Raw genomic sequence first — 25,910 nt, forward strand, 5'->3', positions numbered from 1 at the left:
TGGCCGGAAACAGCCGACGGCTATCAGGTAGCCAACGAGACGGCGGGGCGCCGCCGGACAGGGATCACCGGAGACAGTCAGATGCGGACCATCAGCTTCATCCTCGCCTTCGCCTTCATCCTGGCGGGTCCCTCGATGGCTGGTTCGTCGGACCAGGCTCTGCCGGGTGTCGGCACCTTTGCCTACAATGGCTCGCCGGTTGCGACGTCGGCGTCCCAGCCGATGGTCGTGGCCGCCAACTAAGTGAGGCGGATCCTTTGCAAGATCGCCGACAAAGGCCCTGTATGTTCCTACGTATCTGTTCTGCCGTATTCCTGACGTTCTTCCTTCTCAGCGGAGCGGCGCAGGCCCAGCTTCAACTCCAGTTTCAGCCGCCGCAGACCTCGTTCCGTTCCCTGTTCAAAGTGCCCGATCCGCGCGGCGAGTTCGTGCGGCTCTGCGCGCCCCATATGGTCGGACGCTGGGCGCACCCCGAAAGCGTTTGCAGCTGTCTGCACGACCACGCCGCCGCGACCGTGGAAGATGCCGACCTGCGCGAGGCGCTGCTGCGCGGCATCAGCGAGACCGGGGTGCCGACGATCGAGACCGCCTGGGTGCCGCCGTCGAAGCAGTCCGAAATCGGCCCGACCTTCACCAAAATCGCCAAGCCTACCCTGCAATGCATGTTCGAGCCGGCGACGAACCAGTAAGCGGCCGGCTACCCGATCCGGCTCGCGCCAACTGGCTTGATGACGAGCGCGGCCGCGTCGGATCCTTCAGTCACCTCGGCTGCATCCTACAGCACGACACGCTGAAGACGGCGGCTTCGCCGCATGGTGATCACCGCCGCCACGAGGAACGCCGGCATCGGCAAGGAGACCTTCGAGCGCAAACGCGGCGCGCTGTGGCGGGGAGTCATCGCCAAATACGGAAGTTGGTAGTATAGGCTTGCTATCGAGATCGGTTGCACAAGGGAGCTATCATGCGATCTCTTCTTATCGGCCTTATCGGCTTATTGTCACTGGCCACATCTTCGGCGTCCGCCGCCGACGCTGCGAACCAGGAAGCCAACAAGAAGGCCGTGCTCGAATTCTACGATGCGGCGCTCAACCGGAAGGATTTTGACGCCGCCGCGAAGTTCTTCGGACCGCACTACATTCAGCACAATCCGACGGCGCCGGACGGTATCGAAGGCTTCAAGGCGTTCCTCGGATTCCTGCGCGAGAAATTTCCGGACTCCCGCAGCGAGATCAAGCGTGCCTTTGCGGACGGCGACCACGTGATCGTGCACGTTCACAGCGTCCGCGAGAAGGGTACGCGCGGCCGCGCCATCGTCGACATTTTCAGGCTCGAGAACGGCAAGATCGTCGAGCACTGGGACGTCGTGCAGGAGATTCCGGAGAAGGCCGCCAACACCAACGGCATGTTCTAGCGCGCTGTCGCGCCGCCCACTATCGCTTCTTCGTTCCGAGCCTCGGAATGCATTTGCGGGTGCGCAGCACGCCCGAGGTGGTCATCTGCGAGCCCTGGACCTCCTTGATCTGTCCGGCAGGGCACGACCCATCGTCGACCAGCACGCGCTGGCCGAGCCGCAGGTCGATAATGTCCTGCTCGCGCGAGGCCACCTGGGCTAGGGCGGGACTCGTAAGGAGCCACAGCGCGACGCCGGCGGGCAGGGCAAGCGATCGGGCAGCCTTTGTCGTCATCATTCCGGCCTCGCTCACTTGGTCTTGATCTTCAGCCCATCGGGCCCGACATTGATCTGCAGGCCCTCGGGTTCTTGCTTGGCTTTATAGAGATTGTAGCCGAGCGCGCCGACCGCGACGATCAACACGCCGATGATGAGATAGAGGAGGACATTGCGATTGCCGGGCATCCGGTGGTTCCGTCATGATGATGCACGGCGAGCTTAGTGACGCGGCGGCGATTCTCATAGAGCACGGGCAGTGCTGCGCCGCTACGGCCCTGTCGCGGACTTCAGCCTTCGTACGCCGGTTCCGCTGTTCGCTTTGCGGTTTGCCCGCAGGGCAGCCAGCGATGCCTCCGCCAGTCTTTCGGCCGATGCAATCAGTTGCGGGATCGGATGGCCGGCAAAGCCGAGGACGAAGCCCGGTAGCGGGCGCGCGCGAAAACAGGTTTCTGCCAAGAGCCAGCCCGCGACGCCGGCATCGGCCTTTGCCTTCGCTGCGACGCGCGGATCAGTCGATGGATCGAACCGCGCGACCAGATGCAGCCCCTGCGAGGGTACCGGTACCGATAGCTGTCCGTCCGATGCTGCCGACAACGTCGAAGCCAGGAAGTCGCGCGCTTCGCGATAGATCCCGCGCACATTGCGCAGGTTTGCCGCGAACGCGCCCGAATTCAGCATGTCTGCGACCGCGCCCTCCAATAGCGTGCCGGGAAAGCGGTCGAGCGCGGCGCGGGCCGTCGCCACCGGCCCGACCAGCCGTTCGGGCAGCGCGCAGTAGCCGATGCGCAATCCGGGAAACAGTGTCTTTGCAAACGTGCCCATGTAGATGACGCGCGAGAGGTGATCGATGCCGGCGAGCGACAGCAATGGCGCACCGTCGTATCGAAATTCGCTGTCGTAATCGTCCTCGATCACGAAGGCGCCGGCATCCCTTGCCCATTCGAGCAATTCCAGCCGCCGCGGCATCGACATCTGCACGCCGAGCGGAAACTGGTGCGATGGCGTCACATACGCCGCGCCCGCCGACGGTGCGAGGGCCCGGCCCCTGGCCACGATCATGCCTGAGGCGTCGACCGGCACGGAGACGGGGCGCAGGCCATAATGCCCGATCGCTCTTCGCGCGGCGGGATAGCCGGGATCCTCGCACCAGATTTGATCGCCGGGCTTGAGAATCGCGCCCAGCACGATCCTCAAGCTATGCTGCGTTCCCGACGTCAGCATGATCTGGTCCGGATCGCAGCGCAGCCCGCGCGCCGACAACAGGTGATCGGCAATCGCGGCGCGGAGTTCGCGGCTGCCCCGCGGGTCGCCGTACTGAAGGTGCTCGGTGCCGAAGGCGCGCAGGCGGCGGCCGGCAAACGACCTGAAGCGCTGCAGTGCCCTTTCATCGATATGGGTGCAGCCGAGCGCCAGCGGGCCTTGCTGCGGCGCCTCGATCGCGATCTTGGTCTTGCGCGCGTCGCTGGCGCGGGTCGGAATGCGCGCGGCGACGAACGTACCGGAGCCGACGGTCGCCACAGCAAAGCCGTCCGCGATCAGCCGCTCATAGGCCGAGGTGACGGCGTTGCGGCGAAAGCCGGTCTGTTTTGCAAGCGTACGCTGCGGCGGCAGCGGCTCTCCCGGTTTTGCGATCCCGCCCGTTATGGCGTGGCAGAGCGCCTGATAGAGCCGGTGCTGCGAGGAGGCGCCCGGCGTCACGTGCGGACCGGAAAGGTCGAGCGCCAGCTCGGCCTTGCGTCGCGACGGCGGAGAATTGGTCGGAATTTTTCGCATGGAATTGGCACTATCGCAGACCAAATTCGCCGGTACAACTTCTTCTACTGAGCCAATCCCGAGAGGAACTGACGTGATAACCGAAGGCGAAACCACCACTTCCTACCCGTTGTCACCACGCAACCGGGTCAAGCGCATGCATGAGCGCGGCTCTTACGACCGAGCGACGATTCACAGCCTGCTCGATGCTTCGATGCTCTGCCACGTTTCCTACGTGGTCGACGGCCAACCCTACTGCACGCCGACCTTCTTCTGGCGGGAGGGAAGCCGGCTGTACTGGCATGGCAGCAGCGCCAGCCGTATGCTGAGGAACCAGTCCGGCGGCCAGCGGGTCTGCCTCACGGTCGCGCACCTCGATAGCCTCGTGCTGGCGCGTTGCGGCTTCAATCATTCGGCGGATTACCGCGCCGTGATGGCCTTCGGCACGGCCTACCTCGTAGGCGATGAGGCGGAGAAGGAGCGCGCGCTGGTTGCCATGGTCGACCGCTTCTTTCCGGATCGGACCGCGAGTCTGCGGCAAAGCACGGTACAGGAGATCAAGGCGACGTCGGTGATTGCGATGGAAATCGAGCAGGCGTCCGCCAAGATCAGGTCGAAGGGCGTCGCCGACGACGACGAGGACTACGAATTGCCCATCTATGCCGAGCGCATTCCGGTGCGCACCGTGCTGGGCGCGCCCGAACCCTGTCCGCGGCTTCTCGATGGTGTCGAGCGTCCGGCGTCGCTGCGTGGCTATTCGGAAGGCCGCCTGCTCGAAGATGCATTGCGGGATGCACATTTTGCGCATTACACGGGCGGCTGAGATCGGGGTAGGGTGTGCGCTCCCGATCTCTTTGAATTCTCGACTGGAGCCGCCGCATGACTGCCGATACGCAACAAAAAATCCTCGACGCCGTCGACGCCGGCTTTGATGCGCAACTGGCCACGACGCGGGATTTCGTTGCGATTCCTTCGACCCGCGGCGCCGAAGGGCCGTGCCAGGACATGATCGGCGACCTCCTGCGCCAGCGCGGCTATGAGGTCGACGACTGGCATATCGACGTCGGGGATTTGAAGGATCTGCGTGGCTTCGGCCCGATCGAGCACGACTTCTCCAAAGCGCGCACCGTGGTCGGCACTTACCGGCCGTCGAACAACGCCGGCAAATCGCTGATCCTGCAGGGCCACTGTGACGTCGTGCCGGCCGGCCCCCTCGATATGTGGGAGACGCCGCCGTTCTCGCCCGTGGTGAAAGACGGAAAAATGTATGGCCGCGGCGCCTGCGACATGAAGTCCGGCACCATCGGCGCGCTCTATGCGCTGGATGCGATCAAGGCCGCAGGGCTGCGTCCCACAGCGCGCATCCACTTCCAGTCCGTGATCGAGGAAGAGAGCACCGGCGTCGGCGCGCTGTCGACCTTGCAGCGCGGCTACCGCGCGGACGCCTGCTTCATCCCGGAGCCGACCGGCGAGACGATGGTGCGCTCGCAGGTCGGCGTGATCTGGTTTCGCCTGAAGGTGCGCGGCTTCCCGGTGCATGTGTTCGAGGCCGGCGCCGGCGCCAACGCGATCATGGCGGCGTATCATCTGATTCATGCGCTGCAAAAGCTCGAGGCCGACTGGAACGAGCGCGCCAAGGCCGATCGTCACTTCCAGGCGGTCGCCCATCCGCTGAACTTCAATCCCGGCATCATCAAGGGCGGCGACTGGGCTTCCAGCGTGCCGGCCTGGTGTGACGTCGATTGCCGCATCGCCATCCTGCCGGGCTGGTCGATCGCCGAATGCCAGAAGGAGATTTTGGCCTGCGTGTCGGCGGCCGCACGCGACCATCGCTTTCTCTCCAACAACCCGCCGCAGGTCGAGTGGTCGGGCTTCCTGTCGGAGGGCTACGAGCTGACGAATTCCGCCGAGCCGGAAGCCGCATTTGCAAAAGCGTTTGGCGCAATCTATGGCGGCACGGTGCCCGACCGCGCGTTCACCGCGCTGACCGATACGCGGTTCTACGGCCTGAACTACAACATCCCGAGCCTCTGCTTCGGCGCGACAGGCGCGGCGATGCACGGCTTCAACGAATATGTCGAACTGGAGTCGCTGCGGAAGTCGACCAAAGCGACCGCGCTGTTCATCGCGGAATGGTGCGGGGTGGAGAGGGTGTAGACGCTCTCTCCACGTTGCGAGGAGCAACGCGACGAAGCAATCCATGCTTCAGCGTGCGTGGACAGATGGATTGCTTCGCTTCGCTCGCAATGACGGCGGAGAGTTCACGGCTGCTCCGGCCACAACGCCTTCACGATCGCATCCAGCCCATCCGTTAGCGCCGCCGGTCCCGGCTGCAGGATGATCGTCGATTTGATCTCGACGATGCGGTTGTTGCGCACCGCCGGGATATCGCTCCAGCCGGGACGCTGTCGGATGCGATCGGGCACCACCTTCTTGCCGCACCATGACGCGAGGATCACGTCCGGGGCGGCCTCGCGGACCACGTCGGGCGCAATGATCCGGTCCTTGGCCGCCTGCTGAAACCGCAGCTTCGGCAGCGCGTCGTCGCCGCCGGCGATCTCGATCAGTTCGGATACCCAGCCGATGCCGGAGATCAGCGGATCGTCCCATTCCTCGAAATACACCTTCGGCTTGGGTGAGAGGCGGGGCGTTGCCGCGATATGCGCGAGGCGAGCTTCGAATCCGGTCGCGAGCTGATCAGCCCGCTCCGCCGCACCGACAATGGCGCCGAGCGTGCGGATCATCGCGAAAATGCCCGCAATGTCGCGCTGGTTGAAGACGTGAATGGCGACGCCCGCGCGCACGAGATCGGCGACGATGCCAGCCTGCAGGTCGGAGAAGGCCAGCACGAGATCGGGCTCGAGCGCCAAAATCTTCGGAATGTCCGCGGAGATGAAGGCGGAAACCCGCGGCTTCTCGCGGCGCACTTGTGGCGGCCGCACCGCATAGCCGGAGACGCCGACGATGCGGTCCTGCTCGCCGAGCAGATACAGCGTCTCGACGGTCTCTTCGGTCAGGCAGACGATCCGGCGAGGTGGGAACTGGCGCATGCCGACGATATGCCGAATTAACAGGGCATTGTCACGGCAGCCATTACCTGGAACGTCATTGCCGGGCTTGACCCGGCAATCCATCCTCACAAAAACATCTCTTTTGGAAGATGGATGGATACGCGGGTCAAGCCCGCGTATGACAGATTACAGAAAAGCCGGAGGACGAATGACGCCGCTTGAGAAAATCCAGTCGATGAAGATGCCGTTTGCCGAATTGAAGGGGGTGACCTTCACGGAAGCCGGTATGGATCGGGTGGTGGCCAAGATGCTGGTGCGGCCGGACCTCTGCACGCTGCGGAACACGATTCACGGCGGCGCGATCATGGCATTCGCGGATTCGGTCGGCGCTGCGGCAACCGTCATCAACCTGCCCGCCGACGCCAAGGGCACCACGACGATCGAGAGCAAGACCAATTTCATCGGCGGCGCCAAGGAAGGGTCGACCGTGATCGCCACCGCCACGCCGGTGCATCGGGGACGCCGCACTCAGGTCTGGCAGACCCGGCTGGAAACCGAGGACGGCAAGCTGGTGGCGATCGTGACCCAGACGCAGATGGTGCTGTAGCTTTACGCCGCGTCCACCGTCTGCACCGCGTTCAGCATCCCGGTTTTCGGATGACAATCCACGTATTCGAAAAGCTGTTCGTCGGCGCCGGCGACGGTGACCTCGTGGTAGAGCCGCAGTTTTGCGGCCGGCCCCAGGGTCGACAGATATTTCATGGCGGCGCCGAAAATCTTGACGTGGGCCGGGTGCGATTCCGCCCAGCGCTCCAGCGCCGACAGGCTTTTCCACCAGCTCATGCCGTAGGATTTCTCCGTCGTCGCGCCGTCGGGGCCAATGACCGTCATGTAACGGTTGGCGTAGCAGCCAATCGAACGTCCTTGGTCGCGCAGGAAATCCATGCCTTCGCGCAGCACCGGCTCGACATCGCCAAGGTACATCTTGCGCTCGGCGGCTTCGGTATCGCCCCAATCCTGACCCGACCGGATCAGGCAGAGGTTGTCATGCGGGATGATCCGGATGCACGCGCCGTCGCGGATCGCGCGTGCGGAGCCTGAAGGCGCCATCTCGCTGATCTGGGACAACGGGATGCGATCGCGCATGCCGCCCCAATAGGCGTGCTCCAAGATCTCACCGCTCATGCCGTCGGCCAGAACGGCGACGCCTTCGGGCCTTCCGAGGGAAGAGAACAACGTCTCATAGCCTTCCACGGACGGGTAAAGCGCTTCGATGAAGGTCCCGAACCCGCTGTTGATCCGCTGGTCGCCGGTCCAGCGCTCTCGCGCGGCCGGAAACCAGCGGTCGAATTTTTGCCGGTCGTCCCAATAGGCCACCGTGACAATGTTGGTGAAACCGGCTTCGTCGACATAGCTCGCGCGGTCCCAATACGCCGGACCATCGGCCGTTGCGAAATCCGAAGCGAGCCGCGCCAACGCCTGTTCCGCGGCGGCGTTGAGCGTGCCGCGGGATTGGACGCCGAAATAGGCCATTACCACCCGCGTCACGCTTGGCCTGTGTCGCGCCACGAAGGACGGGTAGGGCGGCGCATAATCGTCGCCGACCCGGCGGTGACGCGTTCGTACGGTTTGCAGATGCTCCGGGATCGCGGATTCCATCGGCCTGCTCCTTATCCGAATTGAAGCGCCTCAGGCCTGCAGCCTGATTTCGCTCATGACCTCGGCATCGACGGGAAGCGAGAAATGCTCGACGCGGTTGGCGCGTGTGGTGTTGAGCAATAGCCGCGTCACGTCCGGCCTCGAATAATGCCCGGCCGGATCGGCGGCGTTCTTCGCCACGCCGATCATGCCGAGATCGATGTCGGCGTACAAAATGCCTTCCTGGTCGGGCGGCAGCTTCTCGGCAAGCGAACTGCCGTCCGGCCCGTAGATCACGGCGTGGCCGCCGCCGACATGCAGGAAGGCATGTTTTTCGGGGGAATCGCAGAGCTCCTCGATCATTGCCTGCGAGACGACAGCGCAGGGACCGAGGAAGAAGCACGAGCCTTCGACCGCATAGACCTTGCTGGCGGCGTTGTTGACCTCATGGCCGAGCGCATGCGCGAACGGGTCGTACAGCGAAAAACTCGGCCAGGCGCCGACATGCACCTGTTCGTTCTGGGCGTACATCGCGTATTTCGACAGCGGCTGCAGGTGCTCCCAGCAGCACAGCGCGCCGAGCCGTCCGACGTCGGCGCGGTCGTGGACCGCGAGGTCGCTGCCGTCGCCTTCGCCGAACACAGTGCGTTCGGCATGGGTCGGACGCAGTTTCCGGCGCCTGGCGATGGTTTCGCCGTCGGGTCCGATCAGCCATTGCGCAATATAGAGGCTGCCACCGTCGCGTTCGGACAGCCCGAGCACGGCGGTCAGCTTGGCGCGCTTGACGGCTTGGCGGATCTTTTCCGCCTGCGGGCTGTCGAAGGCGAGCGAGTTGTCGAAGTAGCGCTGCACAAAGCCGCGGCCGATCGCCCAGGCGGGCGCGCCAAGCCAGATCTGCCACGGATATCCGGGAATGAAGGTTTCAGGAAACGCGATCAGCTTGGCGCCTTGCGCGGAAGCTTCCTCGATCAGCGCGATGGTCTTGTCCACGGTTGCATCGAGGTCGAGAAAGACCGGCGCCGCCTGAACCACCGCCACCTTGTACTTCTGATGAACCAGACCCATCGCATCAATCCTTTCGCGTTGGCGAACCGACAATCGCTGGGTCGCAAGCCTACAGCCATGGCAACGCGCGCCGCTTGTCTGCAGCGGAACGAAAACTTGTCTTAACGCGCAGATGGATGCCCGTGGCGTGGCAGGAAGGGGCCGAGCGAAAGGCGTTATTGGCGCGGCCGCTCGCGCCATTCGCGTGGCGAGGCGCCGAACCGCTGCTTGAAGATGCGGCTGAAATGGGCGAGGTCGTTAAAGCCCCACGCGAAGGCGATCTCGCCGATGTGCCGGGCCTGGTGCGCAGGATCGGCAAGATCGCGCTTGCAGCGCTCCAGCCGTTGCGTCTGGACGTAGCCGCGGAACGAGGTCTGTTCGGCGGCCATCAGATCGCTGGCGTAACGCGGCGAGATTCCTGTCGCCGCCGCAGCGCGCGGCAGCGATAATTCCGGATCGGCGAGATGCGCCAGGATATGATTCTTGAGGCGATAGAGCAGCGCCGAGCGATGGACCGACTGGTCCGGCAGGCGCGCGTGCAGCCGGTCGGCCAGCGTCATCGCGAGCAGGTCGAGCGCCTGGTCGAGCAGGCGGCTAGCGGCCGCGGGAGCGACCAGCTCGATCGTCCGGCTCACATTGCGCGCGAAATCATAGGTCAGCCGTTCGAGCGGACGATCGCCTGCGAACGTGGTCGCGGTCAAAGCATCGAACGAGCCGACGCGCTGTTGCAGCAGCTTGCGCGGCATCTGGAAGATCGTCTGCGAAAAGCTGTCGGCGAAGCGCAGCTCGTAGGGGCGGGTGGTGTCGTAAATGACGAATTGTCCGGCGGAGACGATGGCCTCGCGGCCGTCCTGGAAGACGCCATTCACGCCGTTGTTGCCGAGCGCCATCAGCACGTAATCTTCGCTGGCGCGGGCTATTCGCGACGGCGTGCGGAATACCCGCTGGGCGGTGGAATCGACCTGCGTGAGCGCGACCTGCCCGATTCTGGATTGCGACACCGCGCCCCAGAACGCGCCGCGCATGTCAGATTTGCAGTCTAACCCGACGAAGGTGTCGCAGACGATGTCCTGCCACACCGCAAGCCGGCGCTCCGGAAGGCACGAACTCGTGTCGAGCACGACAGCCACGACGGACCTCCACGAACCATCCGGATGTGTTGCCTAAGCCTGGCCCATTCAAAAATAAGCAAGCCCGATGCCCAGTCTGCGCCGGGTGGCGGGCGTTAACAATTGGTTGATAAAGATTGATCTAAGCCGCTGGAGTTATTGCCATTATTTAAGGCAGTATACGGACAATCGGGCTTGAATTTCATACTGCGATGCACAATATAGATGGTCTAGGGATTCGACGCCTCCTCGAGGGCCTCTCTCAGAGGAGTTTAGGATATGTACCTCACTGTGATTGCGGCCGCGCTCGCCAATAGTAGCGTGCGCACGCTCAGCCAGCAGGAAGAATTGCCGCTGTTGCGCGATCACCTGCTGCGGCTCGACCGCAATAGCCGCCGCGACCGCTTCCATGGTTTCATGGACGACAGCTTCATCGAGCGCTACGCCGAGAAATGCGCCAATGACGGCACGACCATTATTGCCTTCTTTGAAAACGGCGAGGTTCGGGGCGCGGCGGAACTGCATCCGCCGGACCACTCACCGGATTCGCTCCCCGAGATCGCCTTCAGCGTCGAAGCATCGGTGCGGCGGCGGGGCGTCGGCAGCATCCTGTTCCGCAAGCTGATCACGGAGGCGCGCGCCAAGGGCTACAGGAGCCTGCGGATCACTACCGGCGCGCAGAACGAGGCGATGCGGAAGCTCGCCAGCAAGTTCGGCGCGCAGCTTGTGTTCCGCCATGGCGAATCCACCGGCACCATCGATCTGACGAAACAGGATCACACAGAACTCGCGACCACCTGGGCGGATAGCGCGGTGAATGCCGCCCGCACGGCCGCGAACTTCAACCGTGCTTATTGGCGGATGCTGCTTCGGATGTATGGCTGGGGCCGCGCCGCCTGAGTAGCGCGTTCGATCAGGGCAATTCGCTGCCTGTTGATCCAGCGAATTGCCCAAAAATTTGATTGCTCAGGTGCCGGTACGCTTGTCGTTGCCGAAGCGCCTGATGACACGGCGCTCGACCACGATCGAGCGCTGCGCGCCATGTTCGCCGGCGATGACGCGGGTAGCCGATCGAGCCAGCGCGCGGCCGGTCTTCTTCACTTCCGCCAGCACTTCCTCGTAGGGCAACCCCATCAGCGCGGCGGCGATTTCCGCCTGCTGCTGCTGATCGTCGGTGATCCCGACCGCGGCGAAGATTGCCTCCTCCAGCGTCGGCGGATCCCGCCGGACGCGTCGTGTGCCGTATTTCGTGTTCCAGTCTTCGCTCATAGGGGCCTCGCAACTGACTGCCGAGATACCTAGGTGCCCTTATGTTGCATTGCAATACGCATTTCGCATGGCAATACAGCCATGCACCTACAATTTCTCCAGCCGGGTAGCGTCATACAGTTCGATGGTGGTGGCGCTTTCCGCAAGGGCCCGCAGCGATCGAACGAAATCGCGCGAGGCGGGGACGGCAAAATGCGCCAGCAAGGCGGCGCGATCGGCCCATTGCTCGAAAAACACCAGCCGCATCGGGTTTTCACAATCGACATGCACGGCATGCGAGATGCAGCCGGGCTCGGTGCGCGAACGCCGGACATGCTCGAGACTCAGTTTCCGCACCTCGTCAAAGCTGTCCGCACGGGCCGTCACGCTGCCGGTCACCACGATCATGACATCCTCCCGTCGTTACTATCACCGTCGTTATGATGCCGTGGCGCTCAGATCCAGCGGCTGTTGCGGCCAGCGTTTCAACGCGGCATGTCCGGCGTCCGTCAGCACGTAGATGCCGCGCTCGGCGCGGTCGAACCAGCCATAGACGTTGTGCAGCAGAATCTTTCCGGCGTCGGGAATATCCACGCGCAAATCCCTGACGCGGCGCGGCCCGCCTGATAGTGCCGAGGCGCAGGCCAGCGCCTGCTGGCGGTAGGCCGTCATGATCGGCGCGCGCGTCGAGCCGCCCAGGACAGGATCGCCCTTGCGCTTCTGATGTTCGGCGACCAGCCGCGACCGCTTTTTTGGATTGCGGCGAGGGGCTGCCGTTGCAGGCTGGACGATCACCTCGACATCGCCCGTGTTGGTGACCGCCAGCATGCCAAAACCCAGGCGGCGGCAGAGATTGCGATAGCGCGCGTCGCTCTCGCGGCCCTTGCCGCGGGCAGATAATTTGGCCGCGAGCCAGACCTCGTCGGCGGCGCCTGCGCGATCGACCGCCTGCAGGATCAGTTCCAGATTGAAGGCAAGCTTCAGTTCGCCGATCACCACGATCGGCGGATCATCGCCGCTCAGCGCCACCAGATCGCAGCCCCCGACCTCGCCCTTGACGGTGAAGCCGAGCTTTTCGAGGAAGCGTTTGACGGGAAGATATAGCGCGGTTTCCAAAATTTGCTCCGGCGCGTGCGACCGCGACTCAACCTGCCGACTCTAGCCGAATTCCGGCAAAGCGTTTGATCGGATAGCGCCTCAGCGGCTATTGTCGGAGCGGGGACAAGGCCACCGGCAATCGAGGGAACCTGCGATCGATCGTTCGCGGGGCACTGGTCTTTGCCAATTTCCGGAGTGAGCAGGGCGTGCTGCAGGGTCTGTACAAATTCCGTTTCACGACGGAGCGCGGGGAAGGTTCCGGCGTGATGTTCGCGACCGCGGGCGGCAGGCTCTATGGCGGCGATTCCGGCTCTTCATTCGTCGGCCATTTTGCCGAGGCCGAAGGCGTCATCTCCGTCGAATGCATGATGTCGCGCCATTACCACGATCCCGGATATGTCCCGATGTTCGGCGTCGACAATATTGCGATGAATTTCACCGGCGTGCGCCGCGGAGAGGAAGTTCATTTCGAGGGTGGCAGCGCGGCCTTGCCGGGAGTCCGGTTCACAACCGTTCTGACCCCAATCAACGATGCCGACGCTCCGCCGCCCGGTGCGGTCGGCCCTGACGGGATCGGCAACGGGCTCTATTCCATCCACATCCGCATGCTCGACGGTATCGATGCCGGCAACACCGGTGTCATGCTGCTGCAAGACGGCCGCATCAGGGGCGGCGACGCGTTCTTCGACTATATCGGCGGCCTACTCGGCGGCGAACGGCAGATGGAAGGGCGAACTCGTCAACCGCGAGCATACGCCCTCCAGGAGTGACCGACCGCTGTTTGGCGGCCATGAAGTCGGCATCGGTTTTTCCGGCACGTATGACGGCGAGGGCGCGGAGGGAGAAGCCACCGCACTCGCCGGCAAGCGCAGCACCCGCTTCAAGGCGGTGCTACGAAAGCTGGTGGATGTAGAGGGTTAGCCGATCAAGTGATCGTACTCGGCATGAGAGCCGATCCAGAACCAAACATAGACGTCGTCGACTTCAACAGCCAAGGCGCGATATCGTAGTCCGACGCGAGCCGACCAGTACCGACCGACCCTTTTGAATTGGAGGGAGGGATGGCGTGGGTCGCGCTTGAGCAGTGCAAAGTTGGCGTCAGCCAACTTCCGAATCGAGGACGGCAACGTCGGTAGGCGGCCCAAAACGCTGGCGACGCCGAGTGTCTCACAAGTCCCGGGATTTCCCGGCCCGATGCGCCGCTATAGCTTCCTCTGCCAATGCATCGAGCTTGCCGGCACGCGCATCGCGTTCGATGGCTGCGTCGAACTGATCGGCATCAAACGCTTCAAACCAGGCGCGAAATCGCGCCAATTCCCGGGGCGGCAATTGCTCGACGGCCTTTTCAATGTCTTCGGCTGTTGTCATTTCAGCAATATAGCATCCCGGAAGCGCCGCGAAAAGTGTGCGAGTGGCAGCTCGGACGCGACTAAACCCTCCCGTTCACCGGCAGCAGCGCGCCGGTGACGGCGCTCGCGGCGTCGCTGGCGAGGAACAGGATCACGTCGGCTAGCTCCTTCGGCGTCACCCATTTGGTGAAATCGGCTTTCGGCATGCTGGCGCGATTGGCCGCGGTGTCGATGATCGACGGCAGCACGGCGTTGACCGTGATCCTGCCCTTCAGCTCGGCGGCAAGCGCCTCGGTAAGGCGATGCACGCCGGCCTTGGAGGCGGCGTAGGCGCCCATGCCACTGTCCGCCTGCAGCGCGCCCATCGCGCCGATATTGATGATGCGTCCGGCGCCCGAGGCGGCGAGATGCGGAATCGCCGCGCGTGACGCGTTGAGCGCGGTCATGACGTTGAGCGCGTACATCCGTTGCCAGGTTTTGGGATTGCCGTCGGCCACCGTCTCGAAGGCGAAGCCGCCGGCGATATTGATCAGCGCATCGAGTTGGCCGAAATGCGATGCAGCCGCATCGATCGCCTTGCCGGCCTGAGCCGCGTCGGTGAGGTCGACGCCGCCGAGTTCGAACAGATCCACTGTTGCCGGGACTTGCGTTGGCGCATGATCGACGCTCGCAATCCTGGCGCGCCGCGCCAGCGCTTCGTCCACGACAACCCGGCCGAGCGCACCCAGCGCGCCCGTCACGACAATGACTTTTCCGTCCATGAGGGCCTCCGCATGCCGGGGAAGGGAGCGCACCCTATCAGGAGTTTGTCACTGGCAATGCGGCGAATTTCTGCATGGAACGATCTGTCCCACGCGCCCAAATTGCCGCGGGCCGCGCCCGTTCGGAGAACGCGAGCTACGCAGGACTACGGAATGGGGCGGAATCGATAAAATTTGCCGGAGTTCTGTAAGCCGTTTTCAGAATCCGTTCGGTACAACCGGATACCAACAAAAGGCAGGGGGATTTGTCATGGGTTTGCCGGATCATGGTTTACCGCTTGTTCAGCTTAAGGAGCAGCGGCGCGACCTGGTCGTAGCGCTGCAGAATCGCAGCGGTCCGGTCTCGAGCTGGGAATTGATGCAGATCGCCGCGATCCAGCAGGCGATCTCGGCGTTCGAGGACGTCATCGCCGATCTCGATGCCGAAATGGAAATGGAAGCGGCGGCCTGAGCCCGTAGCGAGCCGCACGGCCGCCCAATCGTCCGCCGCTTTACGGAGCAGGCGGCCGTAGGTTAGGATCGACCCGTGCGCAGCGCTTTGACATTTCCGGTCGTGCTTCTCGCATTGTACGCGTCGCAAACGGCCGCGGTGCGGGGCGAGGCCTGCATCGCCGATCAACGTGGCGGCCTTGTCTGCGGTGCAGGCAAGGATGCGTTGCGCGTGTTCGCCAACACCACCTCGCCGTCCAGGAATTATGCGTTCGCCTGGCGGACCTCGCAGGGCCTGCCGTCAGGCGACGAGATTCCCAACAACGTCGAAAACGTCCTGATCCGTGTCACCGATGGCGCGGTGCTTGCCACACTCGGCGGCACCCATTGGGAGACAGGCGAGACGCGGGCGGACCGCTACGAACTGATTGCGGCCTGGTCACCGGACAGCCAGGCCGTCATCGAGGTCGCGAACAGCCGCTGGAACAGCGATTCCTTTGCCTATTACCGGATTGATGGAGCTACGGCGACCAAGCTCGATCTGCGTGCGCTGGTCGAGTCTGTCATGACGGCCAGGCTGCCGCCGCGAAATCGCCAGGGTAATTCCTTCCGAGTGCATGAGGATCTTCCGGTGACCCTCGATGCGCGCGGTCGCGTGCGCTTTACAGCGATGCTCTATGTGCCCAAGGGCGAAACCAGCAACGACTACAAGGTGCAGGTCAACGTCAGGGCGAGAGGCGGCAAGCTGTCCGCGCAGGTCGTGTCGATGCAGCGGGTGAGGTGAAGGCGGATTAGGTCAGCCTTGCTGCTTCAGCCTTGCAGGTAGCGCGCTTCGAGATGGGCGCGTTCGGCTTTGCCGAGACCGAGGCCATCGCGCAGATAGCTTTCGAGATCGCCATAGTCGGCATCGATGGCCTCGAACGCTGCGGCGAGGAACGATTCCTGTACTGAACCCAGCACCTGTTTGACCTCGTCGGGCAGGTCGCTGCTGGAATTGGGATCCCTGCGGTAGAAGCGGTTGGTCAGGAGATAGTCTTCCGCGATGATGTCGTCGGAAACGCCGAGCGCATGCAGGATCAGCGCGCACGCAAAACCGGTGCGGTCCTTGCCGGCGGTGCAATGGATCACCAGCGGCGCACGATCTTCCAGGAGATGCGCAAACAGCGTGCGGAAATGCTGCGTGTTGCTCTGCACATAGCCGCGGTAGGAATCGCGCATTACCTCGACGGCGTGGTCCGTCGACAGCGACGTGCCGCCGGCCACGATGGCGCGCAATGCCGCGACCACCGTGGGTTCGACCGGCAACGAATGGACGGTAATTTCAGGCATGCCGCACAGGGCGGCGGCGCGCTCCTCGGTACCGCGAAAGTCGAACGCGCTGCGGACGCCGAGTTCCCGCAGCACGGAGACATCGTCGTCAGTGAGATGGCCGAGATGGTTGGAGCGGAAGATCTGCCGCCAGCGCACGGTCCGGCCGTCGCTCGTGGGATAGCCGCCGAGATCGCGGAAATTGCTGGCGCCGGAGAGCTTGAGATGGCGGGCGGGGGAGGCAGGGGAATCTGACATCGGCGGTTCGAACGATCTCGTACTGCGGACAAACGAGGGAAGGGCATGTCGCCCGCCCCGTCTCGTCTACACTGAACTTGTCGGGAGGCGAAACGTCAATTGCCGGACGACTACGATTTTTGGCGCTGCCGAGAGCGGAAGAGGCCGCCAACTGAGGCGGCCTCTGGGCTACTTCTGTGGTGGCACCTTGACCGGGATATGCGGCGTGGTGCTAACCACCTTGACGCTTCCATCCGAAGCAAAACTCCTGAGCGTTTCCAGCACCAGGAAGAATTTCTCCGCAAGCATGGCGGGACCTCCTCCGGCTAGTTGATTTGAAATACAGATTATCACCGCTGCAAGGCGGGGACCATACAATTTAGGAAGGCTGAGGCCGCCACCGGCGCGGCCCGCAACTAGTCCCGTACAGCCCTGATCAACGGCTGGATGGTGAGGCGGTAGGCGACCAGCGCGCCGCCGTCGAATTTCTCCAGAACCGCATCACACGCTGGGCAGCGATATTCGCCCGTCTTGCCCGACCGCGACGTCAGTTCGAGACGGCGGAAACCAGCCCCGCACTTGGTACACGTCACATCGTCCTTTTTCATACGCCCACCCGCAAAAAATCCCAGCCAGCACCCCAGTATACGTTCAGGCGGTACTTGGGGCACACACTCCCAAAGTCAACTCACGACGCCGGGGCTTAAATATGGAGGGTGCCCTGGTTTTCTCGCTTTGGCTTGCGGCGCCGCGAGACGCGCACCCCTGTTGTCGCACAACCCCGTCGGGTGATCTTCGCTTTTATTCGCGGACTCATCCTTGGGATAACTTGCCCTTGGATAACTTGGACATGCCATGTCATTGTCATAAAATCTTCATACGCAATCCCAATGGAGATATCGTTGAACGCGCGGCAGCCAGTCGTGAGCGATTCCGGTGCGGCCATTGCCGTGCGGCCGGGTGCGGAAATCGAACTTAAGCTGCTTGCGCCGCAAGGGTCCCTCGAAAAACTGCGCGAACTGCCCGTTATCCTGCAGCACGCGCGCAACCGGGGCGCGTTTCACCGGCTGGAAACGGTGTATTACGACACGCCAGAGCGACTGCTCTTCCAAAATGGCATGTCGCTGCGCGTGCGGCGCAGCGGCAAACACTTCATCCAGACTCTGAAGCTTTTACCCAACAGCGGGCAACCTCTGATGCGACGGCAGTGGGAAGCACCGGTTGACGGCGTCACCCCTGATCTGGCGCGGCTTCCCGCCGATGAGGTTGGCGATCCAGTGACGACGCTGACCAACGACGCGCTGGTGCCGGTTTTCGCGACGAAGGTTCGCCGGCACGTACGGCAGCTCGACCTGCCCGATGCTTCCGTTGAAATCGTATTCGACGAGGGGACGATCGAGGCCGGTGCGCGCCAGGAAGTCCTGTCCGAAATCGAACTCGAATTGAAGAGCGGCAACGCAGACGTCCTGTTCGATCTCGGAACGCAGTTGGTTGATGCCGCGCCGCTACAGATTGGCACGCGCAGCAAGGCGGAACGCGGCTATGCGCTCGCGTTCGACGTCGTGCAACCAGCGACGAAAGCCGAAGTAGTCGGCATCAGCGCCGAGCATGTGGTCGACGACGTCATCGCACTCCTGATGGGGACCTGCTGGCATCACCTTCTGAAAAATCACACGGTAGCCGAAAAGGGATCGGATCCCGAAGGCGTGCACCAGATGCGCGTTGGCCTGCGCCGTTTGCGTACGATCTGCGCACTGTTCCGGCGCGATATTCCTTCTCCTGCATTCCAGGCGATCAACGGCGAAGCGCGGTGGCTGATGCAGCAGCTCGGCCCGGCGCGGGATTGGGATGTTTTCGCCGAGGGGATCATCACTCGCCTGGTCACGGCGGCTCCGGATGTCGACCTCGTCGGCCTGCGCGATGCGGTCGAACGGCAGCGCAAGTCGAGCTACGGCGCATTGCAGGCCGTTCTCGCCGATGCCCGTTGCAGCCGTTTCCTGCTCTCGCTCGGCCACCTGGTAGAACGCCGCGGCTGGCGCAATGAAACCGACGGCGAAGTGCTGGCCATCCTGTCGCAACCGATTCAGGCGCTCGTCGATAAAATTGTGGCGCGCTTGCATCGCAAGGCGCTCAGGCGTGGCGCGCATTTCCGGCAGCTCAACGTCGATGCGCAGCACGATCTCAGAATCGACCTCAAGAAGCTGCGCTATGCGGCGGAGTTCTTCCTGCCACTTTATGCCACGCATGGGCCCGCTAGGCGTTACGCGAGGCGGCTCGCCAGGCTCCAGACCAGTCTCGGACGCGCGCGCGACATCGCAAGCAGCCGCATTCTGCTCGATGCCATCAGACAGGACAACCAGTCTGCGCTTGATCTCGCCATCGGCGCAGTGGCCGGTTGGCAAGCCCGCGATCAGATTGCGGTGGCAAAAACGCTGCGCAAGAGATGGCGGCGATTCAAAGCGACGCCCGCATTCTGGGGCCGGTAAAGTCCGTCACTTGCATCGGCGATTCCGCGCTGCGGACAAGCGGCGGAAGGGCATGTCGTCCGCTCCGGTCTCGTCTATACTGAACTCTGCGGGGGGGGGGGCGAAGCATGAATTGTCACGGGAATACGATTATTGGTGCTGCGCTATGCGCCGCGGCGATGGCAACCGCGCCGTCGGCCGCATTCGCGCAGTCGACTTTCCGGAACTATCGCTGCGCCGACGGGGCGCAATTCATCGTCGGGTTTTTCCGGTACGATTCCCGCGCCCATCTGCAGCTCGACGGCAAGGCGCTGACACTGCCCAAGCGCGTGGCGCTGTCGGGATCGCGTTATCAGGGGAAGGGCGTGACCCTGAGGATCACCAGGGCCGGGATCACGACGCTCAAGCATGCCAGGCGGCCGGTCACCACATGCGAGCAGACATGAAAAAGGGCCGAAACGATATCGTTCCGACCCTTTTCAGTTCACCGTCCGCGCCTCACTGATCGGGCGCGTCGCTGCCAAACACCTCTCGGACATCAGTGGTCACGCCCGGTCTTTTCGTCCTCGATGGCGGCCGCGTGGTACCAGCTGTCGCTGCAATCCGCGAGGTTGGCCGGCGGGGCGACAAACTCGGCCTTGGCCTCGCCATAGCGACGTTCCCCGAGAGCGGCACGGCCCCCGGTCGGGAATTGGTAGATCCTTGCGGACCCCTGATTCACACCCCTGTTCATCATCCCAATCTCTCCTTTTGCCGTGGCGCGAGCCTCTATGGTGCGCCCGACTCGTTCTCTAGTCGTTACAATCCGGGATATCGTCGGTGCCCTCCGTGGACGCAAGATGACCAAGGTAGTGGCACATAATGTCTATTTCGTAGGCACTTTTGGCGTTGCATCCTGCGGGGCAGCGAACGAATGACCAACGCGTGGGCCGGCCGGAAGGTTGCCGGCGAAAGCCTGGCTTCCCGGCGGATGCACTGGGGGGCTGCCGCAGCTTTAATCGCGGAACGGCACGCAGGCGAAAATGCCGGAGAAATGGGCTGGATTCGGCATCCCGATAAAGCGGCCGGATGCCCGTTTACGGGGCCTGCCGCGCTCGTATGTCGCACCTTTTATTTGAGAAGGCGCGGTCAGCAGGCTGTGGACGGCTGTTGCCGCAGTGCAGCGATTGGCACGTTAAATGCTTAGTAAGCCGTGGCCTGACGTGGCCGGGTACACGTATGCGGAGACTTCCAGGGGGCTGGGCGTCAAAATCCAGATTTCAAGGCTTCGGTCTTCCGCATTCCACTAGCAACTCAAGAGAGGCTCAATGACCAAGTACAAGCTCGAGTATATTTGGCTCGACGGCTATACGCCGACGCCGAATCTGCGCGGCAAAACGCAGATCAAGGAATTCGACAAGTTCCCGACGCTGGAGCAGCTTCCGCTGTGGGGCTTTGACGGCTCGTCGACCATGCAGGCCGAAGGCCACAGCTCCGATTGCGTGCTGAAGCCGGTCGCTGTCTATCCGGACGCCGCGCGGGAAAACGGCGCGCTCGTCATGTGCGAAGTCATGATGCCCGATGGCAAGACCCCGCACCCCTCGAACAAGCGCGCGACCATCCTCGACGACGAAGGCGCCTGGTTCGGCTTCGAGCAGGAGTATTTCTTCTATCAGGACGGCCGTCCGCTCGGCTTCCCGAGCAGTGGCTATCCCGCGCCGCAGGGCCCGTACTACACCGGCGTCGGCTACAAGAACGTCGGCTCGGTCGCCCGCAAGATCGTGGAAGAGCATCTCAATCTCTGCCTCGCAGCCGGCATCAACCACGAAGGCATCAATGCCGAGGTGGCGAAGGGCCAGTGGGAATTCCAGATTTTCGGCAAGGGCTCCAAGAAGGCCGCTGACGAAATGTGGATCGCCCGCTACCTGTTGCTGCGTCTCACCGAGACCTACGGCATCGATATCGAATTCCACTGCAAGCCGCTCGGCGACACCGACTGGAACGGCTCCGGCATGCACGCCAACTTCTCGACCAAGTTCATGCGGGAAACCGGCGGCAAGGATTACTTCGAGAAGCTGATGGAAGCCTTCAAGAAGAACCGCGCCGATCACATCGCCGTCTACGGTCCTGATAACCACATGCGCCTGACCGGCAAGCACGAGACGGCCTCGATCGACTCCTTCAGCTACGGCATTGCCGACCGCGGTGCGTCGATCCGCGTTCCGCACTCCTTCGCCAACAGCGGATACAAGGGCTATCTGGAAGACCGCCGTCCGAACTCCCAAGGCGACCCATACCAGATCGCGTCCCAGATCCTGAAGACCATCGCGGAAGTCCCGACCGGCGCCAAGGCGGCTGCGGCCTAAGGGACCTACGATATGACCCCGGGGGCGCCCGGGCTGCAACGCTGATCCGCCAGGGCGAAACCGCCTTGGCGGATCATTGCGTTTTGATGACACGGCGTCTTGATGCGTTTTGATTCAAATCCGCCGGTTCAAGGCCGTTTCCCTGCGTTGTGAAGCGCGCTAGACAACGGCCGTGGGCTTGCCGGGGACGCGGTATTGTTTGAGGGATTTTACAAAGTCAGGTTTCAGCTTGGCGCTGCGGTCGGCCGCAGCGTGATGTACGCGCGCGACGGCAGGATGCTGGGCGGCAATTCGGCCTTTGCCCATATCGGCACGTACGAAAAACGGGACGACGGCGTCGACATCGTGATCCAGACCGTCCGCCATAACCCGGACCCGAATTACCGCGCGATGGCCGGCACCGACGATGCCACTCTGCTGGCGAAGGGCAGGGCTGACGGAGACCTCTACCGTTTTGAAGGGGGCTTGAAGGAGCTGCCCGGCGTGGCGTTTCACTCGGTGATGACGCCGATCGAGCAGGATGCCGGACCGATCGCCGGCGGCGTCGGCGAGGGAGGCATCGTCAACGGCCTCTATTCCATTCACATCCGCATGCTTGACGGTGTCGAGGGCGGCCTGACCGGCGTCATGCTGCTCAATGAAGGCCGCATCCTGGGCGGCGATGCCTCGTTCTATTATCTCGGCACCTACACCTCGGAGAAGGGCCGCTGGAAGGGCCAGATCCTGAATCAGGAGCACACGCCCGCGATGGGTGACAACCCCATCTTCGGCGGCCATGAAGTCGGCATCGGTTTTTCCGGTACCTGCGACAAGGGGGGCGCGCTGCTGGAGGCGACCGCGCTCGCCGGCAAGCGCAGCCTTCGCATGACCGCAGTGCTCAAGCTGATGCACCGGGTGTAGCGGCGATGAGCGATACCGTGCGCGTGCTCTCGACGCTGGCGCTGAAGGGCGCCGTCCACAGCCTGGCTGGCCAGTATCGAGCGGTCGGCGGCGCGCGCATCGACGCCGATTTCGCTCCGACATTGGCGCTGCTGGAGCGGTTGCGCGCCGGTGAGGCCGCCGACGTCGTCATCCTGACCCGCGAGGGGCTCGACGAGGTCGCACGCGAGGGGCGCGTGGCGGCGGAGAGTTGCGTGGATCTCGCGCGATCCTTTGTCGGCATCGCCGTGAAAGCCGGCGCGGCCCATCCGGATATATCAACCGAGGCGGCGTTGCATGCGGCACTGCGCGGCGCGCGCTCGGTGGCCTATTCGCGGCTCGGCGCCAGCGGCATTCTGTTTGCGAAATTGATCGAGCGCCTCGGCATTGCCTCCGACATCAACGCCCGGGCGGTGATCATTCCGCAGGGCTTTACCGCCGAGCGGCTCGTGAGCGGCGAGGCCGATCTGGCGGTCCAGCAGATCAGCGAGTTGAAGCAGGTCGGAGGCATCGAGGTGGTGGGACCCATTCCACACGAGCTGCAAACGCCTGCGGTGTTTTCAGCGGGGCGAATGGCGGCGACGAACCAGCCGGACGAAGCAGACCGGTTGCTGCGGTTTCTCGCGTCGCCCGCGGTCGCGCCGGCGTTGCGCGAGAGCGGACTGGAACCTTGAATTTCACTCCCTGATCAAGACGACGCCGGCAATCAGGAGAGCCGCGCCCGCCAGCCGCGCCGCGCCGATGGGGTGCGGCGTTAGCCCAAACGCGCCGAAATGATCGAGCGTCACCGCGGCGAGAACCTGGCCGGCGATGACAAGTGCAAACAGTGTCGCCGCGCCGAGTGAGGGTAACAACAAGATCGCCAGCAGGATGAAGGCGGCGCCGAACACGCCGCCCGACCACGCATACCAGGGCACATCGACCGCCGTCTTCCACGCCGGCACACGTTCGCGGAGCGCGATCACAGCAACGATCATGGTGATGAGGCCGACGGCGTAGCTGACCAATCCTGCCCATGCCGGCGATCCCAGCGCTGTGCGCAGGCTACCGTTCAACACTTGCTGGGTCGCTACGCTGACACCGGCGCCAAGCGCGAGGAGATAGAGGAAGAAATGTTGCACGAGGCCCCCAATTCATTCCGTGCCGGCGCAGTGATCCGGCATCGCAAGGCCTAAAGACAACGCGAATAGCCGGACCGGAACAAGAGGGCCCGCGGCGCAATTATTGCGGACAGGGCTCGCAAACAGCGGTGCTTTCCATGATCCGAAAACTGCAATCGGGTGAATACCGGCTCTATTCCCGCAAAATCAACCCGAAAACGGGCAAGCGCCGTAACCTTGGAACTTTCAAATCTCGCGCAGCGGCGGAAAAGCATGAGCGCGCCGTGCAGTATTTTAAACGGCACTGAACCTGTCCTAAAACGCGGCTGGTTCCGGGCCTTGGGCGGTGCTAAGCCCGCCCCCGCGAGATGGTTCAATCGAGTGCGGGACACCTTTGTTGCTGAATGGGCTCTACAAGGTCGAGTATGGCGTGAACGACGCGTTCGGCCGCAGCATCATGTGCATGCACAATGGCAAGCTGCTGGGCGGTAATTCGGCCTTTGCCCATCTCGGCACCTATCAGGAGAGCGGCGAAGAGATTGTCGGCGAGGTCATCACCCAGCGCCACAATGACGATCCCTACTACAAGCCGCTGATGGACACCGACGTCGCCGTCATCAGCGTGCGAGGCAAGCTGCAAGGCGACAAGATTCGTTTTGAAGGCAGCGCCGCGCCGCGGCCCGGCGCTCTGTTCTGGGCCGAGCTGACGCGGCTCGACGACGAGGGATTGCCGCCGGTCGGCACCGTCGGGCAGGGCGGCATCGTCAACGGGCTCTATTCCCTCCATCTCCGCGCGCTTGACGGTATCGACGCGGGTCTATCGGGCGTCATGCTGCTATTGGACGGCCGCATCCTCGGCGGTGACGCCTTCTTCTATTACCTCGGCGCCTATTCCTCGGCTGACGGCCGCTGGAAGGGCGAGATCCTCAACCAGGAGCACACGCCGGCGAAAGGCGAAAACCCCGTGTTCGGCGGCCATGAGGTGGGCATCGGCTTTGCCGGCACCTGCGACGAGGCGGGCGCCGAACTCGAAGCCATTGCGCTGGCGGGCAAGCGCAGCCTGCGGCTGGCGGCCACGCTGAAACTGATGCGGCCGGCTTAGGTTCGCTTGCGCTGCGCGAAAAACCACGCGGCAATGGCGACGGGCGCGCCAACGGCGAGCCAGGAAAAATAGCGGCCGGCGCCTTCGGAGAGTAGCGCTGTCAATAGCCCCGCGATCGAGAGCACGCCGAGCAGGAGCGGGCCGCCATACACAGTCCACCAATTGCCACTGGATCGCGGTTTGCGTGCAGCGGTCATTCGGACGGCTGTAACGAAGGTTGCCCCACGATGGCGTGGCTGCGGTGCTTGCGGCGTTTGACGATCCATAGATAGAGCCCGCTGCCGATCACGACGATGGTCATGATATCGAGCAGCGCCCAGATGATCTTCAGCGGCATGCCGCCATAGTCGCCGAAATGCAGCGGCTGCGAGACCAGGAGCGCCTTGAGATAGACGGGAAGGTCGCGCGCATCGGACACTTCTCCGGTTTCGCCATCCAGCAGCACCGGCTTGAGCAGCCGCGATGTCAGCGGCGTGTCGCCGCGCATGAAGACGGCGAAATGATGCGAGCTCGTGAACGGCGTGCCCGGAAAGGCGGCGAACGAGACATTCATGTCGGGCGCGGTTTTGCGCGCCTTATCGAGCGTTGCGTCAAGCGAGGCCAGATGCACCGGCGGCGGCTTGCCCGCATAGGGCTTGACCATGTCAGCGAGTTCGGTAGCCTTCCACTGGCTCAGCATTATCTCGGCGAGCGTATTAATGACGCCGGTGGCGCCGACCACTAGCGCCCATGCGATGGTTATGGCGCCCAAAAGATTGTGCCAGTCGAACCAGGCAATACGGCGCGACTTGTCCCTCAGCGTGCCAAAGCTCAGGCGGCGCGTGAACGGCCAGTACAGCACGACGCCGGAGATGATCGCGACCAGGAACAGGAATCCCATCGCGCCGAGGAACAGCTTGCCGGGCTGGCCCGCAAACATGTCGACGTGGAGTTTCAGGAATATCAGCATCGGGCCGCCACCGACCGAGCCGAGCGGCTTGGCGGTGTGTGCATCGTACGCCCTGAGCGTCGCCGCATCCGGGTCGCCGTCAACCTTGTTGTTGGTGAAGGCGATCACCGTGTTCGGTTCGTCCTTGTCCCACAGAATATACTGCAGGACGCGGCCGGAATCGTGCGCAAGCGCCGTGCGGGCGATCTCGTCAATGCTCTGTTTCACGGCACCCGGCCGGGCGATCTCGGGCTTCGGATCGTAGCCGAGCAGCTCGTCGATCTCGTGATGGAAGATCAGCGGCAGGCCGGTGACGCACAACAGCAGCAGGAACAGCGTCGATATCAGGCTGCTCCAGGTGTGAACTACCGACCAGATGCGAACGGTTCTGGCTTTCAG

At 63.3% G+C, this 25,910-nt stretch carries 35 protein-coding genes and 1 pseudogene; 17 read left to right on the forward strand and 19 right to left on the reverse strand.

The features are described 5' to 3' along the window. The first annotated feature begins 81 nt into the window (after positions 1 to 81). The 3 genes from V1279_RS13130 to V1279_RS13140 all read left to right on the forward strand — a co-directional run bounded on the left by V1279_RS13130 (position 82) and on the right by V1279_RS13140 (position 1,411). The gene (locus V1279_RS13130) at positions 82 to 243 is read left to right on the forward strand and encodes a hypothetical protein (protein ID WP_334436253.1); all 162 of its coding nucleotides are present in this window, start codon (positions 82 to 84) and stop codon (positions 241 to 243) included. A 41-nt stretch (positions 244 to 284) separates the two neighbouring features. Next, on the forward strand, positions 285 to 689 hold the full coding sequence (locus V1279_RS13135) for a hypothetical protein (protein ID WP_334436256.1): 405 nt from the start codon (positions 285 to 287) through the stop codon (positions 687 to 689). A 272-nt stretch (positions 690 to 961) separates the two neighbouring features. Further along, positions 962 to 1,411, forward strand: a complete 450-nt coding sequence (locus V1279_RS13140; RefSeq protein WP_334436259.1) for a nuclear transport factor 2 family protein — start codon at positions 962 to 964, stop codon at positions 1,409 to 1,411. Positions 1,412 to 1,430: 19 nt separating this feature from the next. On the opposite strand, the gene V1279_RS13145 is transcribed toward V1279_RS13140, so the two are convergent. The 3 genes from V1279_RS13145 to pdxR all read right to left on the reverse strand — a co-directional run bounded on the left by V1279_RS13145 (position 1,431) and on the right by pdxR (position 3,442). Continuing rightward, positions 1,431 to 1,685 carry a DUF6719 family protein gene (locus tag V1279_RS13145; protein WP_334446363.1) on the reverse strand — a complete coding sequence of 85 codons (255 nt, stop codon included), beginning with the start codon at positions 1,683 to 1,685 and terminating at the stop codon, positions 1,431 to 1,433. Between the two features lie 14 nt (positions 1,686 to 1,699). After that, entirely contained in the window at positions 1,700 to 1,855 is a 156-nt protein-coding gene (locus V1279_RS13150) for a hypothetical protein (RefSeq protein WP_334436261.1), read from the reverse strand. Positions 1,856 to 1,936: 81 nt separating this feature from the next. Further along, positions 1,937 to 3,442 carry a MocR-like pyridoxine biosynthesis transcription factor PdxR gene (gene pdxR, locus V1279_RS13155; protein WP_334436264.1) on the reverse strand — a complete coding sequence of 502 codons (1,506 nt, stop codon included), beginning with the start codon at positions 3,440 to 3,442 and terminating at the stop codon, positions 1,937 to 1,939. A 136-nt stretch (positions 3,443 to 3,578) separates the two neighbouring features. Here pdxR and V1279_RS13160 point away from each other — a divergent pair, with 136 nt between their 5' ends. Next, entirely contained in the window at positions 3,579 to 4,244 is a 666-nt protein-coding gene (locus tag V1279_RS13160; protein WP_442894888.1) for a pyridoxamine 5'-phosphate oxidase family protein, read from the forward strand. Positions 4,245 to 4,300: 56 nt separating this feature from the next. Further along, the gene (locus tag V1279_RS13165; RefSeq protein ID WP_334436267.1) at positions 4,301 to 5,578 is read left to right on the forward strand and encodes an ArgE/DapE family deacylase; all 1,278 of its coding nucleotides are present in this window, start codon (positions 4,301 to 4,303) and stop codon (positions 5,576 to 5,578) included. A 104-nt stretch (positions 5,579 to 5,682) separates the two neighbouring features. Here V1279_RS13165 and V1279_RS13170 read toward each other — a convergent pair whose 3' ends face one another. After that, complete coding sequence (locus tag V1279_RS13170; RefSeq protein ID WP_334436270.1) at positions 5,683 to 6,471, reverse strand: cobalamin-binding protein; 789 nt, start codon at positions 6,469 to 6,471, stop codon at positions 5,683 to 5,685. Between the two features lie 169 nt (positions 6,472 to 6,640). Here V1279_RS13170 and V1279_RS13175 point away from each other — a divergent pair, with 169 nt between their 5' ends. Further along, positions 6,641 to 7,039, forward strand: coding sequence for a PaaI family thioesterase (locus V1279_RS13175; protein WP_334436272.1), 399 nt, complete (start codon positions 6,641 to 6,643; stop codon positions 7,037 to 7,039). 2 nt (positions 7,040 to 7,041) lie between these two features. Here the strand turns inward: V1279_RS13175 and V1279_RS13180 are convergent, their stop codons facing one another. The 3 genes from V1279_RS13180 to V1279_RS13190 form a co-directional block, all read right to left on the reverse strand. Then, on the reverse strand, positions 7,042 to 8,091 hold the full coding sequence (locus tag V1279_RS13180; protein ID WP_334436274.1) for a phenylacetaldoxime dehydratase family protein: 1,050 nt from the start codon (positions 8,089 to 8,091) through the stop codon (positions 7,042 to 7,044). A 30-nt stretch (positions 8,092 to 8,121) separates the two neighbouring features. Next, a complete protein-coding gene (locus V1279_RS13185) occupies positions 8,122 to 9,135 on the reverse strand; it encodes a carbon-nitrogen hydrolase family protein (protein WP_334436277.1) in 1,014 nt (337 codons plus the stop codon). A 155-nt stretch (positions 9,136 to 9,290) separates the two neighbouring features. Beyond that, on the reverse strand, positions 9,291 to 10,244 hold the full coding sequence (locus V1279_RS13190; protein WP_334436280.1) for a helix-turn-helix domain-containing protein: 954 nt from the start codon (positions 10,242 to 10,244) through the stop codon (positions 9,291 to 9,293). 258 nt (positions 10,245 to 10,502) lie between these two features. On the opposite strand from V1279_RS13190, the gene V1279_RS13195 reads away from it, so the two are divergent. Then, complete coding sequence (locus V1279_RS13195; protein WP_334436283.1) at positions 10,503 to 11,123, forward strand: GNAT family N-acetyltransferase; 621 nt, start codon at positions 10,503 to 10,505, stop codon at positions 11,121 to 11,123. 66 nt (positions 11,124 to 11,189) lie between these two features. Here the strand turns inward: V1279_RS13195 and V1279_RS13200 are convergent, their stop codons facing one another. The 3 genes from V1279_RS13200 to V1279_RS13210 form a co-directional block, all read right to left on the reverse strand. Next, the gene (locus V1279_RS13200; protein ID WP_334436286.1) at positions 11,190 to 11,492 is read right to left on the reverse strand and encodes a hypothetical protein; all 303 of its coding nucleotides are present in this window, start codon (positions 11,490 to 11,492) and stop codon (positions 11,190 to 11,192) included. A gap of 87 nt (positions 11,493 to 11,579) precedes the next feature. After that, positions 11,580 to 11,879 (reverse strand): putative quinol monooxygenase, encoded by a 300-nt coding sequence (locus tag V1279_RS13205; RefSeq protein ID WP_334436289.1) that lies wholly within the window; start codon positions 11,877 to 11,879, stop codon positions 11,580 to 11,582. A gap of 30 nt (positions 11,880 to 11,909) precedes the next feature. Continuing rightward, complete coding sequence (locus V1279_RS13210) at positions 11,910 to 12,587, reverse strand: DUF2161 domain-containing phosphodiesterase (protein WP_334436292.1); 678 nt, start codon at positions 12,585 to 12,587, stop codon at positions 11,910 to 11,912. A 188-nt stretch (positions 12,588 to 12,775) separates the two neighbouring features. On the opposite strand from V1279_RS13210, the gene V1279_RS13215 reads away from it, so the two are divergent. Then, complete coding sequence (locus V1279_RS13215) at positions 12,776 to 13,339, forward strand: GrlR family regulatory protein (protein ID WP_334436296.1); 564 nt, start codon at positions 12,776 to 12,778, stop codon at positions 13,337 to 13,339. A gap of 147 nt (positions 13,340 to 13,486) precedes the next feature. Here the strand turns inward: V1279_RS13215 and V1279_RS13220 are convergent. From V1279_RS13220 to V1279_RS13230, 3 genes and pseudogenes are all read right to left on the reverse strand, one after another. Further along, a pseudogene (locus tag V1279_RS13220) lies at positions 13,487 to 13,740 on the reverse strand (ParE family toxin-like protein). Beyond that, entirely contained in the window at positions 13,737 to 13,937 is a 201-nt protein-coding gene (locus V1279_RS13225) for a hypothetical protein (protein ID WP_247837877.1), read from the reverse strand. The pseudogene V1279_RS13220 and the gene V1279_RS13225 overlap by 4 nt, the downstream one beginning before the upstream one ends. 61 nt (positions 13,938 to 13,998) lie before the next feature. Beyond that, the gene (locus V1279_RS13230) at positions 13,999 to 14,679 is read right to left on the reverse strand and encodes an SDR family oxidoreductase (RefSeq protein WP_334436300.1); all 681 of its coding nucleotides are present in this window, start codon (positions 14,677 to 14,679) and stop codon (positions 13,999 to 14,001) included. A gap of 250 nt (positions 14,680 to 14,929) precedes the next feature. Here V1279_RS13230 and V1279_RS13235 point away from each other — a divergent pair, with 250 nt between their 5' ends. Then, the gene (locus V1279_RS13235; protein WP_057839937.1) at positions 14,930 to 15,130 is read left to right on the forward strand and encodes a hypothetical protein; all 201 of its coding nucleotides are present in this window, start codon (positions 14,930 to 14,932) and stop codon (positions 15,128 to 15,130) included. A 75-nt stretch (positions 15,131 to 15,205) separates the two neighbouring features. Then, positions 15,206 to 15,892: a hypothetical protein gene (locus tag V1279_RS13240; protein WP_334436303.1), complete on the forward strand. Its 687-nt coding sequence runs from the start codon at positions 15,206 to 15,208 to the stop codon at positions 15,890 to 15,892. 26 nt (positions 15,893 to 15,918) lie between these two features. On the opposite strand, the gene V1279_RS13245 is transcribed toward V1279_RS13240, so the two are convergent. Next, the gene (locus tag V1279_RS13245; RefSeq protein WP_334436306.1) at positions 15,919 to 16,674 is read right to left on the reverse strand and encodes a tyrosine-protein phosphatase; all 756 of its coding nucleotides are present in this window, start codon (positions 16,672 to 16,674) and stop codon (positions 15,919 to 15,921) included. A gap of 395 nt (positions 16,675 to 17,069) precedes the next feature. After that, positions 17,070 to 17,261 carry a hypothetical protein gene (locus V1279_RS13250; RefSeq protein WP_334436309.1) on the reverse strand — a complete coding sequence of 64 codons (192 nt, stop codon included), beginning with the start codon at positions 17,259 to 17,261 and terminating at the stop codon, positions 17,070 to 17,072. A gap of 294 nt (positions 17,262 to 17,555) precedes the next feature. Between V1279_RS13250 and V1279_RS13255 the strand changes: the two genes are divergently transcribed. Further along, positions 17,556 to 19,139 carry a CYTH and CHAD domain-containing protein gene (locus V1279_RS13255; RefSeq protein ID WP_334436312.1) on the forward strand — a complete coding sequence of 528 codons (1,584 nt, stop codon included), beginning with the start codon at positions 17,556 to 17,558 and terminating at the stop codon, positions 19,137 to 19,139. A 107-nt stretch (positions 19,140 to 19,246) separates the two neighbouring features. Further along, positions 19,247 to 19,564, forward strand: a complete 318-nt coding sequence (locus tag V1279_RS13260) for an MliC family protein (protein ID WP_442894763.1) — start codon at positions 19,247 to 19,249, stop codon at positions 19,562 to 19,564. Positions 19,565 to 19,656: 92 nt separating this feature from the next. On the opposite strand, the gene V1279_RS13265 is transcribed toward V1279_RS13260, so the two are convergent. After that, entirely contained in the window at positions 19,657 to 19,854 is a 198-nt protein-coding gene (locus V1279_RS13265; RefSeq protein ID WP_334436315.1) for a DUF2735 domain-containing protein, read from the reverse strand. A 571-nt stretch (positions 19,855 to 20,425) separates the two neighbouring features. Between V1279_RS13265 and V1279_RS13270 the strand changes: the two genes are divergently transcribed. The 3 genes from V1279_RS13270 (at position 20,426) to V1279_RS13280 (ending at position 23,055) form a co-directional block, all read left to right on the forward strand. Further along, a complete protein-coding gene (locus V1279_RS13270) occupies positions 20,426 to 21,463 on the forward strand; it encodes a glutamine synthetase beta-grasp domain-containing protein (protein ID WP_334436318.1) in 1,038 nt (345 codons plus the stop codon). A gap of 195 nt (positions 21,464 to 21,658) precedes the next feature. Continuing rightward, a complete protein-coding gene (locus V1279_RS13275; protein ID WP_334436321.1) occupies positions 21,659 to 22,363 on the forward strand; it encodes a GrlR family regulatory protein in 705 nt (234 codons plus the stop codon). 5 nt (positions 22,364 to 22,368) lie between these two features. Continuing rightward, positions 22,369 to 23,055, forward strand: a complete 687-nt coding sequence (locus tag V1279_RS13280; RefSeq protein ID WP_334436324.1) for a substrate-binding domain-containing protein — start codon at positions 22,369 to 22,371, stop codon at positions 23,053 to 23,055. Positions 23,056 to 23,058: 3 nt separating this feature from the next. Here V1279_RS13280 and V1279_RS13285 read toward each other — a convergent pair whose 3' ends face one another. Next, complete coding sequence (locus V1279_RS13285) at positions 23,059 to 23,502, reverse strand: DMT family transporter (protein ID WP_334436327.1); 444 nt, start codon at positions 23,500 to 23,502, stop codon at positions 23,059 to 23,061. A gap of 137 nt (positions 23,503 to 23,639) precedes the next feature. On the opposite strand from V1279_RS13285, the gene V1279_RS13290 reads away from it, so the two are divergent. After that, positions 23,640 to 23,789: a hypothetical protein gene (locus V1279_RS13290; protein ID WP_141686549.1), complete on the forward strand. Its 150-nt coding sequence runs from the start codon at positions 23,640 to 23,642 to the stop codon at positions 23,787 to 23,789. Between the two features lie 89 nt (positions 23,790 to 23,878). Then, positions 23,879 to 24,583 (forward strand): GrlR family regulatory protein, encoded by a 705-nt coding sequence (locus V1279_RS13295; protein WP_334436330.1) that lies wholly within the window; start codon positions 23,879 to 23,881, stop codon positions 24,581 to 24,583. Here V1279_RS13295 and V1279_RS13300 read toward each other — a convergent pair. Next, the gene (locus V1279_RS13300; protein ID WP_334436332.1) at positions 24,580 to 24,780 is read right to left on the reverse strand and encodes a hypothetical protein; all 201 of its coding nucleotides are present in this window, start codon (positions 24,778 to 24,780) and stop codon (positions 24,580 to 24,582) included. The genes V1279_RS13295 and V1279_RS13300 overlap by 4 nt on opposite strands. Further along, complete coding sequence (locus V1279_RS13305) at positions 24,777 to 25,910, reverse strand: PepSY-associated TM helix domain-containing protein (RefSeq protein WP_334446369.1); 1,134 nt, start codon at positions 25,908 to 25,910, stop codon at positions 24,777 to 24,779. The genes V1279_RS13300 and V1279_RS13305 overlap by 4 nt, the downstream gene beginning before the upstream one ends.

The sequence above is a fragment of the Bradyrhizobium sp. AZCC 1610 genome (assembly GCF_036924515.1).
Lineage (GTDB): Bacteria > Pseudomonadota > Alphaproteobacteria > Rhizobiales > Xanthobacteraceae > Bradyrhizobium.